General features: G+C 61.3%; 15 protein-coding genes. 6 read left to right on the forward strand and 9 right to left on the reverse strand.

All coding sequences use genetic code 11. The annotated features are described in order from the left end of the window. Positions 1–29: 29 nt before the first annotated feature. The 5 genes from GCM43_RS19635 to GCM43_RS19655 form a co-directional block, all read right to left on the reverse strand. Positions 30–1,370: a sigma-54-dependent transcriptional regulator gene (locus GCM43_RS19635; RefSeq protein ID WP_152247416.1), complete on the reverse strand. Its 1,341-nt coding sequence runs from the start codon at positions 1,368–1,370 to the stop codon at positions 30–32. Then, complete coding sequence (locus GCM43_RS19640; RefSeq protein WP_152247418.1) at positions 1,363–3,267, reverse strand: sensor histidine kinase; 1,905 nt, start codon at positions 3,265–3,267, stop codon at positions 1,363–1,365. Before GCM43_RS19640 ends, GCM43_RS19635 begins: the two co-directional genes overlap by 8 nt. A 123-nt stretch (positions 3,268–3,390) precedes the next feature. Then, on the reverse strand, positions 3,391–4,386 hold the full coding sequence (locus GCM43_RS19645; RefSeq protein WP_152247420.1) for a porin: 996 nt from the start codon (positions 4,384–4,386) through the stop codon (positions 3,391–3,393). Between the two features lie 109 nt (positions 4,387–4,495). Further along, positions 4,496–5,809, reverse strand: a complete 1,314-nt coding sequence (locus tag GCM43_RS19650) for a dicarboxylate/amino acid:cation symporter (RefSeq protein WP_152247422.1) — start codon at positions 5,807–5,809, stop codon at positions 4,496–4,498. Between the two features lie 369 nt (positions 5,810–6,178). Continuing rightward, positions 6,179–8,548 (reverse strand): catecholate siderophore receptor Fiu, encoded by a 2,370-nt coding sequence (locus GCM43_RS19655; RefSeq protein WP_152247423.1) that lies wholly within the window; start codon positions 8,546–8,548, stop codon positions 6,179–6,181. Positions 8,549–8,843: 295 nt separating this feature from the next. On the opposite strand from GCM43_RS19655, the gene nudC reads away from it, so the two are divergent. Next, the gene (gene nudC / locus GCM43_RS19660) at positions 8,844–9,686 is read left to right on the forward strand and encodes an NAD(+) diphosphatase (RefSeq protein ID WP_152247425.1); all 843 of its coding nucleotides are present in this window, start codon (positions 8,844–8,846) and stop codon (positions 9,684–9,686) included. Positions 9,687–9,763: 77 nt separating this feature from the next. Continuing rightward, complete coding sequence (gene folE / locus GCM43_RS19665; protein WP_152247427.1) at positions 9,764–10,330, forward strand: GTP cyclohydrolase I FolE; 567 nt, start codon at positions 9,764–9,766, stop codon at positions 10,328–10,330. On the opposite strand, the gene GCM43_RS19670 is transcribed toward folE, so the two are convergent. Further along, complete coding sequence (locus GCM43_RS19670) at positions 10,327–10,692, reverse strand: hypothetical protein (RefSeq protein WP_152247429.1); 366 nt, start codon at positions 10,690–10,692, stop codon at positions 10,327–10,329. The two genes, folE and GCM43_RS19670, sit on opposite strands and share 4 nt — an antisense overlap. Positions 10,693–10,982: 290 nt before the next feature. Here GCM43_RS19670 and GCM43_RS19675 point away from each other — a divergent pair, with 290 nt between their 5' ends. Beyond that, on the forward strand, positions 10,983–12,629 hold the full coding sequence (locus GCM43_RS19675) for a methyl-accepting chemotaxis protein (RefSeq protein ID WP_152247431.1): 1,647 nt from the start codon (positions 10,983–10,985) through the stop codon (positions 12,627–12,629). 3 nt (positions 12,630–12,632) lie between these two features. Here GCM43_RS19675 and GCM43_RS19680 read toward each other — a convergent pair whose 3' ends face one another. After that, positions 12,633–13,061, reverse strand: coding sequence for a YdgH/BhsA/McbA family protein (locus GCM43_RS19680; protein ID WP_152247433.1), 429 nt, complete (start codon positions 13,059–13,061; stop codon positions 12,633–12,635). A gap of 149 nt (positions 13,062–13,210) precedes the next feature. On the opposite strand from GCM43_RS19680, the gene GCM43_RS19685 reads away from it, so the two are divergent. Further along, a complete protein-coding gene (locus GCM43_RS19685) occupies positions 13,211–13,909 on the forward strand; it encodes a glutathione binding-like protein (RefSeq protein ID WP_152247435.1) in 699 nt (232 codons plus the stop codon). 109 nt (positions 13,910–14,018) lie between these two features. Here GCM43_RS19685 and uraH read toward each other — a convergent pair whose 3' ends face one another. Both uraH and GCM43_RS19695 read right to left on the reverse strand, forming a co-directional pair. Next, positions 14,019–14,426: a hydroxyisourate hydrolase gene (uraH, locus tag GCM43_RS19690; RefSeq protein ID WP_152247437.1), complete on the reverse strand. Its 408-nt coding sequence runs from the start codon at positions 14,424–14,426 to the stop codon at positions 14,019–14,021. Between the two features lie 13 nt (positions 14,427–14,439). Then, positions 14,440–14,928 carry a GlcG/HbpS family heme-binding protein gene (locus tag GCM43_RS19695; protein WP_152247439.1) on the reverse strand — a complete coding sequence of 163 codons (489 nt, stop codon included), beginning with the start codon at positions 14,926–14,928 and terminating at the stop codon, positions 14,440–14,442. A gap of 136 nt (positions 14,929–15,064) precedes the next feature. Here GCM43_RS19695 and GCM43_RS19700 point away from each other — a divergent pair, with 136 nt between their 5' ends. After that, positions 15,065–15,748: a heavy metal response regulator transcription factor gene (locus GCM43_RS19700; RefSeq protein ID WP_152247441.1), complete on the forward strand. Its 684-nt coding sequence runs from the start codon at positions 15,065–15,067 to the stop codon at positions 15,746–15,748. Further along, complete coding sequence (locus GCM43_RS19705) at positions 15,745–17,142, forward strand: heavy metal sensor histidine kinase (protein WP_152247443.1); 1,398 nt, start codon at positions 15,745–15,747, stop codon at positions 17,140–17,142. Before GCM43_RS19700 ends, GCM43_RS19705 begins: the two co-directional genes overlap by 4 nt. The last annotated feature ends 132 nt before the right edge of the window (positions 17,143–17,274 follow it).

Consider the following 17,274-nt stretch of genomic DNA (forward strand, 5'->3'; position numbering starts at 1 on the left):
CGTCAACAACGTTTACGCCGTCACCACCTTTACCTAAACTCTTCGGCCACCAGGTTGTACTTCTGCATCTTGTGATACAGCGTCTGCTTCGGCAGCCCCAGCACGTTACTGACCTCGCTGACGTTGCCCGCATAGTTGCGCAGTTCCTGTTCGATCAGCGCGCGCTCGAAGCCGTTCACTTGCTCGGCCAGCGACAACGTAACGCCCTGGCCAGCGGCCAGCAGGCCGTTGCCGCCGGCAATGCCGAGCACGAAGCGCTCGGCGATATTGCGCAGCTCGCGCACATTGCCGGGCCAGTTGTGCGCCATCAGGTTGTGCATCTGCGCGCTGCTGACAATCGGCGGCGCGCGGTTGTAGCGGGCGGCGGCGGCCAGCACGAAGTGCTCGAACAGCATCGGGATGTCTTCGCGCCGTTCGCGCAGCGGCGGCAGGTGCAGCACGATCAGGTTCAGACGGTAATACAGGTCGCTGCGAAACTTTTGCTGCTGCGACAGCTCTTCCAGGTCCAGCTTGGCGGCGGCTACCACGCGCACATCGACCGGCGTGGCAATGTTCGAGCCCAGCCGCTCGATATAGCGCTCCTGCAGCACCCGCAGCAGCTTGACCTGCAGCGACAGCGGCAGGCTTTCGATTTCATCGAGGAAAAACGTGCCATGGTCGGCGTGCTCGATCTTGCCGACCTGGCGCTTGGCCGCACCGGTAAAGGCGCCCGTTTCATGGCCGAACACTTCGCTCTCGAAGATGTTCTCGGGAATCGCGCCGCAGTTGACGGCCACGAAATTGTGCTTGCGGCGATGGCTGAAGTCATGCAGGCAGCGCGCCACCATTTCCTTGCCGGTGCCGGTGTCGCCATAGATCAGCACGTCGGCCGGTTCGTTGGCCACATCGAGAATCAGGCGGCGGATATCGCGCATGGCCAGCGAGTTGCCCAGCAAACGCGATTCGATGCCGCCGCCGTCTTCAAGCTGGCGGCGTAGGCTGTGCACTTCCAGCGTCAGGCGCCGCGTTTCCAGCGCGCGCAGGATCACATCGACCAGTTGCTCGGACGAATACGGCTTTTCGATAAAGTCGTAGGCGCCGGTGCGCATCGCCTGCACGGCCATGGTGATATCGCCGTGGCCGGTTACCAGGATCACCGGCAGGTTGGCGTCGAGCGCCTTGACGGCCGCCAGCAGCTCCAGCCCGCTCATGCCGGGCAGGCGCACATCGCTGACGACGATGCCGGGAAAATCCGGCGCCAGCACCTTGTAGGCCAGCTCGGCCGAGTGAAAGGCCTGCACGTCCAGGCCGGCCAGTTGCAGCGCCTGTTCGCTGCCTTCGCGCACGGTCGGGTCATCTTCCACCAGCAAGACCTTCAAACCTTCAAACATGTTTCTCCTCCTGCGTTGCCATCTGTAGTTCGATGGTAAATATGGCGCCGCCGCCCGGGGCATTGCTTGCGCGTAGCACGCCGCCGAACTGGCGCGTGATCTGTTCCGAAATGGCCAGTCCCAGCCCCAGCCCCAGGCCCTGCGGCTTGGTGGTAAAGAAGGGCTCGAACAGGCGCTCGAGCACCTCGTCGGCCAGCCCCGGCCCGGTGTCGGCCACATGGATCAGCACCAGGCCATCGCGCGCTTCGACTTCCACCCGCAGGCTGCGCACCTCGCTGCCGTTCATGGCGTCGAGCGCATTGGCGTACAGGTTGACCAGCACCTGTTCGAGCCGGTTGCTTTCGCACATGGCAAAGATATCATCGGGCGGCAGGTGCAGGGTAAAGCGCACGTTTTCCACCTGCAGTCGCCGTTCGACCAGGAATAGCGCATTGCTGATGGCCGTCGGAATCGAGACCGACGTCAGGCTGGTGGTGGACTTGCGCGCAAACACTTTCAACTGGCCGGTAATGGCGCCCATGCGCGCGGCAATATCGGAAATCTTGCCCAGGTTGCGCCGCGCATCATCAAGCCGCCCGCGTTCAAGCAAAATCACGGCATTGTCGGACATGGTGCGCAGCGCCGTCAGCGGCTGATTCAGCTCGTGGGTAATGCTGGCCGACATCTGGCCCAGCACGGCCATCTTGCCAGCCTGGAACAGCTCGTTTTGCGTGATATGCAGTTTTTGCTCGGCCTTGCTGCGCACTTCGATTTCCTGGCTCAGGCTTTGCGTCATGGCGTTCAGTTCGGAGGTGCGTTCCTCGACCATGGTTTCCAGGTTGTCATACGCATGCTGCAGGTCGACCCGCGCGCGCAGTTTTTGCGCCACGGCGGCGCGGCGCTGGCGCAGGTAGAAAAACAGCAGCATGAAAAAGCCCAGCAGCACGCAGGAAAATGCTGCCGCCGAACGCGCGCTGGCCCTGGCCTGGCTGATATCGGACAGATAGATAAAGGTCCAGCCGCGCGGCGATTTGAGTTTGATCTGCGTCATCACGCTGGAGGTGATTTTTTGCGGTGCGTCAAAGCGTTCCTGCTCGCGCACGCTGATCACGCGCGCGCCGTTGCCCCATTGCCGGTCCGACAAAAACGGTATCGGTGCCAGCTCCTTGGAATAATACTGGCGCGTGCGGTTGAGCAGCGCCAGCACATCGGGCGCCAGCGGCGCCAGCGTCTTGTATTTCCAGTCCGGCATCGAGCTCAGAAAGATCACGCCGTGCTCGTCGGCCAGCATCACTTTGTCGGCGCCTTGCACCCAGCGTTTCTCAAGGCTTTCCAGGTTGACCTTGACGGTGGCCAGGCCCAGCATGCGCCCGTTCTGGTAGATGCCGTGCGCAAAAAAGTAGCCGGGCTCGAGCCGCGTGGTGCCCACTCCGTAAAAGCGCCCCGGCGTGCCGCGCAGCGCATCCTGCGCATACGGGCGAAAGGCGATATTGTCGCCAATAAAACTGTCGGGCTGGCGCCAGTTGCTGGCTGCGCGCGTGTTGCCGTCGAGGTTGCTGATAAAGATGGTCGAGGACTTGGCCTGGTCGTTCATCTGCTCCAGGTAGTGGTTGACGGCATCGATCAGCTGCGGATCTTCCGGCTGCTGCAGCAGCCGGATCACGTCGCGATTGAGTTCCAGCGTCTTGGGCAGGAAATCGTATTTTTCCAGCGCATTTTCCAGGCTGCTGACATACACCTCCAGCCGCTGCGCGCCGCTGGCCTGCAACTTGCCGATGGCCAGGCGCTCGGTCCAGAAATACACCTGCCAGACAATCGCCACGCAGGCCAGCAGCACCACGCCCCAGGCCAGTAGCTTGTGATTCGACGGTTGTTCCATGCGCTGGCGCCAGTAAAGAGGGGAGTTGTTGCTATCCATAATGTGGTCCGACTGCAAGGGCCACAGTATCGCATTTTGCCAGCCCTGGAAATTAAAAAGCCGCCGGAGTGTTCCGGCGGCCTGCAAGATGATGTCTTTAACCTGTCTGCTTTATCGACGTCATCAGAAGGTGTGGCGCATGCCCAGGTTAAAGCCGGAGTTGCCGGTACCGTCATCGGTGGCATTGCCCACCACAAACGCTGCGCCATTCTTGTTGCTGATATGGCCGTAAGCGGTGTACAGATCGGTGCGCTTGGACAGCGCGTAGAACGCACCGATGGCCCATTGCTGCGCGTCACGATTGAGGGCGCTCTTGTCGTTGTGGCGGATATACGAGGCCACCAGCTTGGTGGCGCCAAACGGCGCCGTCAGGCCCAGCAGCACATCGTTGCTTTTGGTATTGGTCAGCGTGCGGTTGTCGGCATAGGCCAGGTGGCCTTGCAGCATGCCAAAGTCGTAGCGCGTGGCCAGCAGCGTGTTGCGCGTGTCGGCGGTGCCGGTGACGTTTTCCTTGCGGTGATGCGTCAGCGTCACGTTGAGCGGGCCGTCGATATAGTGCACGGCGCCGCCCAGGCTGCGGTTTTTCTTGTTGTCATCGGCCACTTCGCCAAAGCCGTAGGCCACATCGGCCGTCAGCTTGTTCCAGCTCGGCGTCGAGTACTGCACCATGTTGTCGACGCGGTAACCGGTCGTTGCCATGACGTTCGAGGCGGTACCGGCCAGGCCGATCACGAACGGGTCGGCCACGTCGCGCAGGGCCAGGTAGTACGGCGAATACTGGCGGCCCAGCGTGATGGCACCGGCGCTGCCGGTCAGGCCCACATACGCCTGGCGGCCGAACAGCCGGCCGCCCTGGCCGGAAGTACCCGTATCGATATTGAAACCGCTTTCCAGCACAAAGGTAGCGGCCAGGCCGCCGCCCAGGTCTTCCTTGCCCTTGAAGCCCAGGCGCGAACCGGAAGCGACGCCGGAAGCGACGCGGCTCAGGCGATCGCCATTGGCGTCTTTGTCAAACACCAGGCCCGCGTCAGCCACGCCATACACGGTGACAGTCGATTGGGCCATCGCGCCTTGTGTTGCAGCGCCCAGCGCCAGCACGGTCAACAGGATTTTTTTCATGAAAATCTCTCTCTTGTTTGTTGGGGTTAATAATTGATCACACTATTGAACTACTTGTTACTACACATCGAGACCAAAGAAATGGCCCGCTTGTGGCGGGCCATGGTGTTTAAGCCTTGTTAGCGTGATCAGCTTCGCCCCAATGGCTTTCCGTATTCATGTTCGCTGCATTGGCTGCAGCTGCTTCTTCTTCGGTGGCCAGGCCACCTTCCCACTTGGCCACCACGGCCGTGGCAACCGCATTGCCCACGGCGTTCGTTGCCGAGCGGCCCATGTCGAGGAACTGGTCCACGCCCATCAGCAGCAGCAGGCCGGCTTCAGGGATGTTGAACTGGTTCAGGGTGGCGGCAATCACCACCAGCGAGGCGCGTGGCACGCCGGCAATCCCTTTCGAGGTCAGCATCAGCAACAGCAGCATGGTGATCTGGGTGCCGATCGACAGGTCGATGCCATAAGCCTGGGCAATGAACAGCACGGCAAAGGTGCAGTACATCATCGAGCCGTCGAGGTTGAACGAGTAGCCCAGTGGCATCACGAAGCTCGAGATTTTGCGGTCCACGCCGAACTGGTCAAGCGCGGTCAGCAGTTTTGGATAAGCCGCTTCCGAGCTCGCAGTTGAGAACGCCAGCAGGAACGGTTCGCGGATCAGGCCGACCAGCTTGAAGATGCGCGGGCCGATCACCACCAGGCCGGCGCCGATCAGCAGCGCCCACAGGCAGATCAGGCCGACGTAGAAGCCGCCCATGAATTTGGCAAACGTGACCAGCACGCCCAGGCCGTGGGTAGTGACAACCGAGGCGATGGCGGCAAATACGGCCAGCGGGGCCAGGTTCATGATGGTGCCGGTAATGCGCAGCATGACTTGCGCCAGCTGGTCGATCACGTTGGTGAGCGCCTTGCCCGACTCGCCCAGGCCGGCCAGTGCGCCGCCAAAGAAGATCGAGAACACCAGCACTTGCAGGATTTCATTGTTGGCCATCGCCTCGATCGGCGACTTCGGTACCAGATGGGTAAAGAAGTCCTTCATGGTGAAGGCGGCCGTTTTCAGATTGGTCGAGGCATGCACGTCCGGCAGCGGCAGGCCCAGGTTGGTACCGAGCTGCATGATGTTCGACAGGATCATGCCCAGCGCCAGCGATACCAGCGAAGCCACCAGGAACCAGCACATGGCTTTCAGGCCGATGCGCCCGGCCGTCTTGCCATCGCCCATGTGGGCGATGCCGACCGTCAGCGTGGAAAACACCAGCAGCGCAATGATCATCTTGATCAGGCGCAGGAAGACGTCGGTGATGATGGAAATATTGCCCGAGATTTTCTTGGTCATTTCCGCATCGGGAAACGCGGTATGACAACCGTAGCCCACCAGAATGCCAAGGATCATGGCAACCAGGATATACAGGGTTAATGGCCGTTTCTTTTTCATTGCTACTCCTCCAGGAAAAGCGCCGCTTGAGCGGATTATTAATTGCGAGCAACTACTTAAGCTTGGAGAAAGTATTGCCTATTAACAAGCTCTTGCATGCCAGCGTTTTTGTGCTGCAGTCTTTACTTAGCAAAGGATATGCCTGAAACAGGCGGTAGGTAAAAAACTTGGTAACTATATGATTTTTCTGCCATTTTCTGTTGTGCGCCAGCCGCAGGCGCAGCATTTTGCGCGAAATCTTGGACGATGCACGACATGGCTGTATGAGTTTTCATACAGGGCCGGGCGCCTTAAAAAGCAAGATTGTCAGGACAATAAAAAAGGCCCTTCTTGCGAAGGGCCCCGGTGTACCACAAGTGGTTCAGGTGTTTAGAACTTGACGTTGGCCGTTACGCTGAACGAACGTGGCTGGCCTGGCGTGTAGCGGTAGCCGCTCTTGTTGATGGCCGCAACATACGTCTTGTCGGCCAGGTTGTAGGCGTTCAGCTGCAGGTCCAGGTTCTTGTTGACCGAATAGCTGGCCATGGCGTCCATGACCCAGTACGAATCGATCTTGGCCGGGGTGCCATAGGCGCCGTCGGTGCCGCGCAGCATTTCGCCGACGTAACGTGCGCCGCCGCCGATTTTCAGGCCGAAGGGCAGGGTGTACGAAGTCCAGCTGGTGAAGGTGTTTTTCGGCGTGTAGGACAGGTTGTTGACGCCGCTGGCGGTGACCACGCGACCCGATTCCACGCTGGTGTTCATGCGGGCATAGCCGGCGCTGACCAGCCAGTTGTGCATGACTTCACCGACCACGCCCAGTTCCAGGCCTTGCACGCGCTTCTTGCCGGTCTGGTAGTAGATGGTCGAGATGACAGGGTCCTGTTCAACTTCGTTTTTCACTTCGGTCTGGTACACGGCGGCCGTCAGCGACAGTTTCTGTTTCAGGAAGTCCCACTTGGTGCCGATTTCCTTGGTGGTTGTTTCCTGTGGATCGTAGCTCAGGTTCTGCGCGCTGCTCGCTGCCGTGCTCAGCGTGAAGTTGGTGCCTGGCGGCGCTTTCGAGGTCGAGTACAGCGCATAGACGCTGCTGTCCGGCGTCGGTTTGTACAGGGCTGAAATCTTGCCGTTATAAACCGTATCGCTGAGCGAGAGGCTGGTGCCCAGTGGCGTGCCGACAGGAATCAGCTGAGGCGCAGGCGCCGTGACGGCCGTTTGCAGCGTAATGGCGTTGTACTTGGTGCTGAAATGGTCGGCACGCACGCCGCCGCTGATCTGCCACTGGTCGTTGAATTTGACCGTATCGAACAGGTAGGCGCTTTGCGTGTCGATCGCACCGTCGGTGGTGGCGCCGCTGCGTACCGGCTTGAAGACGGTGGTGCTTTCATGCGGGTTCGGGTTGTACAGGTTGGCCAGTGGAATGGTACGGGTCGCAGCAGCAACAGTCGACGCGCCCAGGCTGGCGGCAACGTAGCTGTAGTTGGTCTGTTTCTCTGACGTAAATTCCACGCCGCCCACCAGCGAGTGGCTGATGGCGCCGGTGTTGAGCTGCGCTGTAATCGTGCTCTGGTTGGTCAGGACCGTGTTTTTCTGGTCCTTGATGGTGCGGTTCGAGCGCGCCAGCAGCCAGGTCGACGGATTGGACGGCACAGCGCCCAGGGCCGCGTTGTTGGTCACCAGGTTGGCAGCCGAGCCCATGAAAGCCGACAGCAGGTAATCCTGCTTGGTCTTGCCATAGCGGGTGATGTTCTGCAGCTTCACGTTCGGCGAGAAATCATGATCGACCTTGACGGTCACCATGTCGGCCTTGACCTTGTCATAGTCCGATGCCAGGCCGTAGAAGTTTTTCGGATCGACTTTCGGCGCCGAATTGATATAGGTGCGCACCGGATTGGTGGCGGTGGCGGTGGCCGGATTGTCCGGGCCGACGTAGCCAGGCAGGCCGATGGTCGGCACGCCGCCGTCGGGCACGTTGTCCTGGTCCACGTGCAGGAAGCTGGCCGTGACGCGCGTTGGCTTGCCCAGGCCGAAGGTGACCGACGGGGCGATCGCCCAGCGCTCGTTCTTGACTTCATCGCGCGCGGCATTGCCGCTGTCCTGTTTCAGCAGGTTCAGGCGGAAGGCGGTGCCGCTGTCGGCGTCGATCACGCGGTTCCAGTCGGCGGTGGCACGTTTTTGCTTGCCGCTGCCAACGGTGATCAGCGAATTGAACGCATTTTCCAGTTGTGGCGTCTTGGACACCAGGTTGATCGAGCCGGTTGGCGAACCACGGCCGCTGTCGGTGCCGGCCGGGCCTTTCAGCACGTCGATCTGTTCGATATTGAACACGTCGCGCGAGATCGAGCCGATGTCGCGCACGCCATCGACATAGATGCTGCTCGATGCATCGAAGCCGCGCATATACACCGCGTCGCCGGTATTGGTGTTGCCGTTTTCACCGAGGAAGAAGGTGCCCACGCCCGGGGTGTTGCGCAGTGCATCGGTCAGCGTCAGCGCGCCTTGTTGTTCGATCAGTTCTTTTTTGATGACAACGATGGTTTGCGGCGTATTGACCAGCGCTTCGGTGTACTTCGGCGACGAGGCCTTGTCGGCCTTGAAGTCGTTTTCCTGGGTGCCGATTACTTTGACTTCGTTCAGCGTCTGCTGCGATGCGTTCTGGCCTGCGGCTTGCGCGGCGACGGGCAGCAGCATCACGGCCAGGGCGGCGCCGACGTGCTGGTTGAAACGGGATGGGGCGTGTTTGCGGCTCTTGATTGCCATCTTGCTCTCTCGGTATGGTCAGGGAAGGTGTTCCTGGCTGGCGCGGCAGCAAGGCTTGCTGCCGGTCGTCGGTCTGGATACGAACTGTATGCCATTGTAATAATTGGTGGGATTTACGTAAATGAGAATCGTTATCAGTCTTGTTTAGAGTCGCATTTATGCAGCGTTTACGCAACGTTCCAATGTCTTATAAAAAAACGCTGTTACGACCACTTGCCTTGCGTGCCATTTGCGCCGCGCGCAGGCATCGGCGTGCCGGAGTATGATGAAACACCACGATTTCCTGCGAGCTTGCATGCTGCATACGCCTGACACTTTTCTGCCCCTGATCGACGCGCCCGTACCGCCGCCGGCGCCGGCCGATACCTCGACCTTTGTGTTTCACCGCGGCCGCCTGCTGCTGCATACGCCCACCTTCAAGCTGGCCACGGCCGATGAACTGGCCGCGCTGGGGCTGGACCTGACGCCGGCGCAACCGGTCGGATCATGGAGTGGCTGCTATTACCAGACCGTGGCCGTCGACGACGAAGCCGTGCTGCAAGGGCAGCACGCCACGCTGGCCTGGCAAAGCCTGCGCTCGCTGTTCAATGTGGTCGACGATGCCTTCCTGGGCCTGGCCAGCCGCGCCGCGCAACTGGCTGAATGGGCGCGCACGCACCGTTATTGCGGCGTGTGCGCCGGCGCCATGGTGCGCCAGCCGGGTGAGCGCTGCTTCAAGTGCATGGCCTGCGGCATGATGGCGTATCCGCGCATCTCGCCGGCCATGATGGTACTGATACGCAAGGGTGAACAGGTGCTGCTGGCGCTGCACAAGCATTCGCCGTCGCAGCGCTACAGCCCGCTGGCCGGCTTCCTCGAAGCGGGCGAATCGGTAGAGGAAGCCATCCACCGCGAAGTGATGGAAGAGGTGGGCTTGCGCGTGCACAATCTGCAGTATTTCATGAGCCAGTCGTGGCCGTTCCCCCATTCGCTGATGCTGGCCTTTACCGCCGATTATCTCGATGGCGAGATACGGCTCGATGAAAATGAAATTGCCGAAGCGCGCTGGTTCGGGCCCGGCGACGCGTGGCCGGAGCCGACCTCCAGCGTGTCGATTTCGGCCTTGCTGGTGCAGGCGCACCGGCCGCCTGGCGTCTGATCAAAAGCAGGGCAAGCCGGGCAGTTGCGAGAGATTTCTATATACTGTCGGCAATTAAAAATTTTAGGATAAGTAGCATGTCTCAAGAAGAATTTACCGAGAACGACTGGCGCCGCCTGATCGCCAGCATCGGCGAAGACCCGCAGCGTCCCGGCCTGCTGGAAACCCCGGCGCGCGTGGCGAAAGCCTGGAAACACTGGACCTCGGGCTACGGCCAGGACCCGATTACGCTGCTCAAGGCGTTCGAGGACGGCGCCGAGCAATACAACGAGCTGATCGTGGTACGCGGCATTCCCGTCTACAGCCATTGCGAACATCACCTGGCGCCGTTTTTCGGCAAGGCCACCATCGGCTATGTGCCCAATGGCAAAATCGTTGGCCTGTCCAAGCTGACGCGCCTGGTCGATTGCTTCTCCAAGCGCCTGCAGGTGCAGGAACGCATGACCATGCAGATCGCCAACGCGCTGATGGAAGTGCTGGAACCAAAGTCGGTTGGCGTGGTCGTACGCTGCCGTCACCTGTGCATGGAAAGCCGCGGCATCCGCACGCCGGGCGAAGAAACCATCACCTCGGCCATGCTGGGCCAGATGCAAACCAATCTGGGCATGCGCACCGAATTTCTGGCGCTGGCGCGCGAGAGTTAATACCGGTATTCGCTCACCAGATGCTTGGTGAAGTTGTACTTGCTGCCACCGTCAAGCAGATCAATCAGGCGCTTTGGTGCGCTGGCTGACATGAAGGCGTCGGCCGCGCCGTCGGTGCTGCGAAACTTCATGCCCGGACTCAGTATCTGGCCGGCGCCGATCTTCAGGTGCTGGAAGCTCTTGGTTTTCTCATTGTTCAAAATGAAATGCAGTTCCTGGCGAAACGTCAGGAACGGTATCTTCAGCCACCATCCCTCATCCGTACCATAGTTCGTCACGCTGGAAAAATGCGTATTCTTGTCCGTCAGAGTCGGCTTGCCCAGCCGGTCGTTGATGCGTTTGATGGCGTCGTTCTTGTTCATGGCGTTCTCTTGTGTGCTGCAGCAAAGCAAACGCGCATTCTGACACAATTTTCGGCTACCCAAAATTGCCGGATGATCATGTTTGTTGTTGCTGCATTCTATGCAACTATTTAACAACACCTGAAAAAAATTCATTGCCCAAAGGCATTGTAAATGGCCTTCAATCAAGCGTATGCTGAAAGCGTCCGTACCGCGCCGACAGAGCGCCGGCGCCGCCGCATGGCCTGCTTTGCAGCAGCCTTGCGCGCTATCCATGCCACTGCAAAATACGATAAGAGTTGGAGACAAGCATGAGTAAAATGACGTTCAAGCAGAAGTTATGGATCCCCCTGATTTGCAGCCTGCTGTGCATCACGGCCATCTTTATCGTCAACGCGGTCGAGGTGCGCAAGATCCGCATCGACGAGCGCAGCGCCGATATCGCCAACGCCGCCGACCTGGGCCTGGGCGCCGTCAAGATGCTGGGCGAGCAGGCCGCCAGCGGCGCGCTCACCACGGCCGAAGCGCAAAAGCGCGCGCTTGATGTGATCCGCAGCATGCGTTTTGGCGAAACCGGCTACCTGGCCGTCATCAATTCGGACGCGGTGGTGGTGATGAACCCGGCCGCGCCCAAGACCGACGGCAAGAACATGACCGACTTCAAGGACGCCAACGGCGTCTATCTCTACCGCGATATCGTGGCCGTGGGCAAGAGCGAAACCGGCAAGGGTTTTGTGCGCTACGCGTTTCCGCGCCCGGGCCAGCAGCAGCCTGAACCGAAGCTCTCGCGCGTGGCCGCCTACAAGCCATGGAACTGGAATATCGTGGTGGGTGTGTATATGGACGACATCGACGCCGCCTTCCGCCAGTCGCTGTTAGCGTCGCTGGGCCTGCTGGTGCTGGTCGGCCTGCTGCTGGCCGGCGTGGTCACCATGATCAACCGCAGCCTGCGCCGTGCGCTGGGCGGCGACCCCGAATATGCAGCTGGCGTGGCCGAAAAAATTGCCGGCAATGACCTGAGCGTGGCAATCCATACGCATGCCAAAGACCAGCACAGCGTGCTGTTTGCCATGAAAACCATGCAGCACAACCTGGCTTCGGCGATTACCGAAATCCGCCATAGCGCCGAGACGATCGCCACCGCATCGAGCGAAATTGCCAGCGGCAATATGGATCTGTCGGCGCGTACTGAAATGCAGGCCAGCTCGCTCGAAGAAACGGCTGCATCGATGGAAGAGCTGACCTCGACTGTGACGCAGAACGCCGGCCACGCGGTGCAGGCCAACGAGCTGGCGCAATCGGCCTCGACCGTGGCGCGCCAGGGCGGTGCGGTGGTCTCGCAGGTGATCGGCACCATGGACACCATCAACGCGTCGTCGCGCAAGATCGTCGATATTATCGGCGTGATTGATGGCATTGCCTTCCAGACCAATATCCTGGCGCTGAACGCAGCGGTCGAGGCGGCGCGCGCCGGCGAACAGGGTCGCGGCTTTGCCGTGGTGGCCACCGAAGTGCGCAACCTGGCGCAGCGCTCGGCTGGCGCGGCCAAGGAAATCAAGGCGTTGATCGGCGCCTCGGTCGACAGCATTGCGGCCGGCAGCACGCTGGTCGCGCAAGCGGGCACGACGATGGATCAGGTGGTGGCCAGTGTCTCGCGCGTAACCGACATCATGGCCGATATCGCCGCCGCCTCGCATGAGCAAAGCACCGGCATCGGTCACGTGAACCAGGCCATTACGGAAATGGATACGGTCACGCAGCAGAATGCGGCGCTGGTCGAACAGGCGGCGGCGGCCGCCGGCAGCATGCAGGAGCAGGCCGCGGTGCTGGCACAACTGGTATCGCGCTTCAAATTGTCGGCCCAGGATGCGGCAGCGCCCCTGCGTGTGGTGGCAAGCAGTGCGCCGGCGCTGCGGCCTGCCGTCAAGCGGAGCCTGCGCAGCGTAGCGGTTGGTTGAGAATTATTGCGCCGGTGCCGGCCTGGCAGCCGCTGCCGGCGTAAATTCCAGCTTGTCGTCCAGTACTTCGATCTTGCCCACCGCTTGGCCCAGATCGGCTTTCGGATCGTTTTCCATTTCGGTCAGGTTGTTGCAGGCATTGGTATCGGCCTGCCACAACTGATCGTCCATGCGGATATTGAAGATACCGCCGCCGGCTGAATACAGCTCGACCGTGATATCGGCCGGCGCATCGAGCGACAGCGTATGCAGGCGCTGGCAGTCGGGCAGGTTGGTGACCATCAGCTGCACTTCCACCGTATCTTGCCAAAAGTAATTTTGCTGGCGGCGCACCGTCAGCGAATGGTCCTGGCCATCGATCATGAAAATGGCGAAGTCTTTGACGCAGCCAGACAGCAGCAGGCATAGCGAGACGATCAGGATTTTGCGCATGGTCGGCTTTCGTTGGGTTCAAAGGCGCAGCTGGCCAGCAGCCGTCTTGTTTTCCGCATACGTGGCATTATATCCATGCACACCAGTTGCGGCGCGAATAACTCTTTCGTGTAAGCAACTGCCATCCCGCATAGTTTAGAAAGAGCGCCATGATCGATCTGTATTACTGGACCACGCCCAACGGGCACAAGGTGACGATGTTCCTGGAAGAAGCCGGCATCGACTACAACATTATTCCTGTGCGCATCGGCGAGGGCGACCAGTTCAAGCCTGAGTTCCTGGCCATTGCGCCCAATAACCGCATTCCCGCCATTGTCGACCAGGCGCCTGCCGACGGCGGCGCGCCGCTGCCGCTGTTCGAGTCGGGCGCCATCCTGCAATACCTGGCGGAAAAAACCGGCCAGTTCCTGCCATCGGACGCGCGCGAACGCGCCGAAGTGATGCAGTGGCTGTTCTGGCAGATGGGCGGCCTGGGCCCCATGGCCGGCCAGAACCACCATTTCGTGCAATACGCGCCCGAGCAGATCGAGTACGCGATCAACCGCTACGTGAATGAAACGAACCGCCTGTATGGCGTGCTCAACAAGCGCCTGGCCGACCGCGCCTATGTAGCTGGCGAGCACTACACCATTGCCGATATGGCGATCTACCCGTGGATCGCGCCGCACGCGCGCCAACGCCAGAACCTGGCCGACTTCCCGCACCTGGCGCGCTGGTTTGCCGACATTGCCGCCCGCCCGGCCACCGTGCGTGCCTACGCCCGCGCCGCCGAAGTCAATACCCAACCCACCGTCAGCGGCGACGCCAAAAACGTGCTGTTCGGCCAGACCGCCAAATCGCTCGGTTGATTCCCTGCGCCGTGGTTCGACTTGCCTGGCTCAATTGCCCTGATACGTCGAGTCGCGTAGGTCGGATTAGCTGCGCCACAGGCGCAGCGTAATCCGACAATTGCCATCTTCAATTGCCCCGATAAGTGGAAAATCCGAAAGGACTGAGCAGCAGCGGAATATGGTAATGCTGTTCGGTCTTTTCCACATGGAACTGCACCGGTATCTCCGGGAAGAAGGTCTCCTGTTTCAGCCGCGCATAGTGTTCGCCCGTCTTGAACACGATGCGGTAGTCGCCCGCCTGCATGGTCTTGTCGGCCGGATACATTTCCGTAATGCGCCCCTGCGCGTTGGTCACGCCGCTGGCCAGTTGCTGCCAGCCATCCTCCGATTGTTGTTCCAGCGTGACCGTCACGCCAGCGGTAGGCTGGCCGGTTTGCAGGTCGAGAATATGCACGCTCAGCGGGTTGGCCGCCAGCGCGCTGCCGGCCAGGGCGGCCAGGGAAATGGCCAGGGTCAGTTGTCGCAAGGTTTTCATGGGTATCCTTTAATTATGGGTTAACGGTATCGAGGTCAGGCAGTGCGGCAATTGCTGCCATGGCGCAGGCGCGGTCGGGCAGGGCGCCGCCGCCACCGGCCACGCCGATGGCACCGACCACTTGTCCATGCGCCTTCAACTGCAGGCCGCCGCCGAGCAGCAGCAGTTCTGGCATGCTGGCCAGGTTCTGCATGTCGGGGTTGTTGCGCGCCGCATTGGCCAGCGCCCAGGTGTCGCTTTTGGTCGACAGCGCCGTATAGGCCTTGCGCCGGCTCGCTTCGGTGTTGTGCGGGCCGACGCTGTCGGCGCGCTGCACGCTGACGATATTGCCGCCGCGGTCCAGCACGGTGACCACGATCTGCCGTCCCTGCGCCTGGCAGGCAGCCAGCGCCGCATCGCCAAGCTTGCGCGCAGCAGCGGAAGAAATATCGGCCGCGCCCAGCAACTGTGCGTGCGCCGTTGATGCAGCCAGCACAATGCTGGCCAATAACAGTGGTTTCATAAGGCATCCTTCAAACAGATGGCGCCATTATGTGCAGGCGTGCCCGACAGGAAGATGACCGGTACATGACGTCTTTATCATCTGCCAGCGCGCGGCGCGGGCGTAAAATGGCCGCAATTTCCTCAAGAAAGCCGCCATGCGCATCCTGGTCATAGAAGACGAACCGAAGACGGGCGACTACCTGCTGCGCGGTCTGGCCGAGTCCGGCTTTGCGGTCAGCCTGGCGCGCAACGGCCGCGACGGCCTGCACATGGCTACCACCGAAGCGCCCGACCTGATCGTGCTCGACGTGATGTTGCCGGTGATGGATGGCTGGCAGGTGCTGCGCGCGCTGCGTCAGCAGGCGGCCGGGGCCGACGTACCGGTGCTGTTCCTGACCGCGCGCGACGAAGTGCAGGACCGCGTCAAGGGCCTGGAGCTGGGCGCCGACGACTATCTGGTCAAGCCGTTTGCGTTTGCCGAACTGGTGGCGCGCATCCGCACCCTGCTGCGGCGCGGGCCGCCGCGCGAGGACGAATTCATCCGCATCGGCGATATGGAAATCGATGTCATGAAGCGCAAGGTCAGCCGGCGCGGCCAGCGCATTGCACTGACGGCCAAGGAGTTCGGCCTGCTGCATCTGCTGGCGCGCCGCCAGGGCGAAGTGCTGTCGCGCCAGACGATTGCCTCGCAGGTGTGGGACATCAATTTCGAGACCGACACCAATGTGATCGACGCGGCCATCCGCCGCCTGCGCAGTAAACTTGACGACCCGTTCGAGCCCAAGCTGATCCATACGCTGCGCGGCATGGGCTATGTCTGCGAACTGCGTGCGCCATGAGCAAGTCCAGCCATTCGCTGACGCTGCGCGTCACGCTGGTGTTCGTGCTGATCGTGGTGCTGCTGTCGGCCGGGTTGGGCGTCTATCTGTATCGCTCGTTCGTGATGGAAATCGAGCGGCGCGACGACATTTTGCTGTTGGGGAAAATGCGTCAGATCCAGCAGTTGCTGGGCAATGCCGGTACGCTCGATATTATCCGCGAGCGGCCGCAGTATTTCCGCGACACCATGAGCGGCCAGGAAAATTCGCTGGTACGCATCGTGCGCGCCGACGGCACGCGGTTGATCGACGTCAACCCGCACGATGAAAACCTGGTGCTGCCGCCGGCGGCAGCACCGGATGCACCGTTGACGGCGCGCGATATCGTCAGCTGGACCAGCCGTGACGGTTACCCGGCGCGGCTGGTGGTGGCCAGCGCGCGCATCGGCCAGCCGGCGCAGATGGCCGATATTTCCGTGGCGCGCGTGTATGGCGACCGCAGCGCCATGTTTGCCGCCTACCGCTGGCAGATCGTTATTGCCGTGGCCGTCAGCGCCGTGCTGGCGGCCCTGCTGGCTGCGCTGATGTTGCGGCGCGGCCTGCGTCCGCTGCACAGCATTGCCGCGCATGCGGCGCTGGTGCGCCCGGGCAAGCTGGAGCAGCAGCTTGACGCGCGCGGCGCGCCGACCGAACTGCTGCCGCTGATCGGCGCCTTGAACGCCATGCTGGCGCGTCTGCAGGAGGGCTATGCGCGCCTGTCGCAATTCTCGGCCGACCTGGCGCACGAGTTCCGCACGCCGGTCACCAATCTGCTCGGGCAAAGCCAGGTGATGCTGGCGCGCCCGCGCAGCAGCGGCGAATACGAGCAGCTGGTGTCGTCGAACGTGGAAGAACTGGAACGCCTGTCGCGCATGATTGACAGCATGCTGTTCCTGGCGCGCGCACAGCATGAAGAGATGCTGCCGGACAAGCAGGCGCTGTCCATTGCCGAGGAATTTGCGCGGCTGGCTGATTTCTACGAAGGCCTGGCCGAGGAACGCCAGCTGGCGCTGGTGTGCCATGGCAGCGGCACGGTGCAGGCCGAGCCGCAACTGCTGCGCCGCGCGCTGGGCAATCTGCTGTCAAACGCGATACGCCACGCCACGCCCGGCAGCCGCATCGTGCTGCGCGCCGATCCTGGCACGGGCGGCGGCATGGCGCTCAGTGTGACCAATATCGGGCCAGCCATTGCCGCGCAGCATCTGCCGCACCTGTTCGAGCGCTTTTACCGCGCCGACCCCTCGCGCACCGATTCGGCCGCCTCCAGCGGCCTGGGCCTGGCAATCGTCAAAGCCATTATGGCGCTGCATGGGGGCGAGGCCAGCGTGGTGTCCGATGCGGGCGGCACCACGTTTGCGTTGCGGTTCCCGCGGTAGCCCCGGATGGTTGTGTTGCATCGTTTTTCGTAGGTCGGGTTAGCCGGCACGGCGTAACCCGACATGGTGTTGCTGCCGAAACGTCGGCTTACGCTACGCTAAGCCGACCTACGGCCGAGGCCGTGTCGCAAT

This window comes from Janthinobacterium aquaticum (assembly GCF_009208565.1).
In the GTDB taxonomy this organism is placed as follows: domain Bacteria; phylum Pseudomonadota; class Gammaproteobacteria; order Burkholderiales; family Burkholderiaceae_D; genus Janthinobacterium.

Excerpts from the sequence above, each read along its gene's own strand:
- nudC (WP_152247425.1), top strand. The coding sequence starts at position 8,844 with ATGCTGCATACGCCTGACACTTTTCTGCCCCTGATCGACGCGCCCGTA.
- GCM43_RS19670 (WP_152247429.1), bottom strand. The coding sequence starts at position 10,692 with ATGAACAAGAACGACGCCATCAAACGCATCAACGACCGGCTGGGCAAG.
- GCM43_RS19700 (WP_152247441.1), top strand. The coding sequence starts at position 15,065 with ATGCGCATCCTGGTCATAGAAGACGAACCGAAGACGGGCGACTACCTG.
- GCM43_RS19655 (WP_152247423.1), bottom strand. The coding sequence starts at position 8,548 with ATGGCAATCAAGAGCCGCAAACACGCCCCATCCCGTTTCAACCAGCAC.
- uraH (WP_152247437.1), bottom strand. The coding sequence starts at position 14,426 with ATGAAAACCTTGCGACAACTGACCCTGGCCATTTCCCTGGCCGCCCTG.
- GCM43_RS19695 (WP_152247439.1), bottom strand. The coding sequence starts at position 14,928 with ATGAAACCACTGTTATTGGCCAGCATTGTGCTGGCTGCATCAACGGCG.
- GCM43_RS19640 (WP_152247418.1), bottom strand. The coding sequence starts at position 3,267 with ATGGATAGCAACAACTCCCCTCTTTACTGGCGCCAGCGCATGGAACAA.
- GCM43_RS19650 (WP_152247422.1), bottom strand. The coding sequence starts at position 5,809 with ATGAAAAAGAAACGGCCATTAACCCTGTATATCCTGGTTGCCATGATC.
- GCM43_RS19675 (WP_152247431.1), top strand. The coding sequence starts at position 10,983 with ATGAGTAAAATGACGTTCAAGCAGAAGTTATGGATCCCCCTGATTTGC.
- GCM43_RS19685 (WP_152247435.1), top strand. The coding sequence starts at position 13,211 with ATGATCGATCTGTATTACTGGACCACGCCCAACGGGCACAAGGTGACG.
- GCM43_RS19645 (WP_152247420.1), bottom strand. The coding sequence starts at position 4,386 with ATGAAAAAAATCCTGTTGACCGTGCTGGCGCTGGGCGCTGCAACACAA.
- GCM43_RS19635 (WP_152247416.1), bottom strand. The coding sequence starts at position 1,370 with ATGTTTGAAGGTTTGAAGGTCTTGCTGGTGGAAGATGACCCGACCGTG.
- folE (WP_152247427.1), top strand. The coding sequence starts at position 9,764 with ATGTCTCAAGAAGAATTTACCGAGAACGACTGGCGCCGCCTGATCGCC.
- GCM43_RS19680 (WP_152247433.1), bottom strand. The coding sequence starts at position 13,061 with ATGCGCAAAATCCTGATCGTCTCGCTATGCCTGCTGCTGTCTGGCTGC.
- GCM43_RS19705 (WP_152247443.1), top strand. The coding sequence starts at position 15,745 with ATGAGCAAGTCCAGCCATTCGCTGACGCTGCGCGTCACGCTGGTGTTC.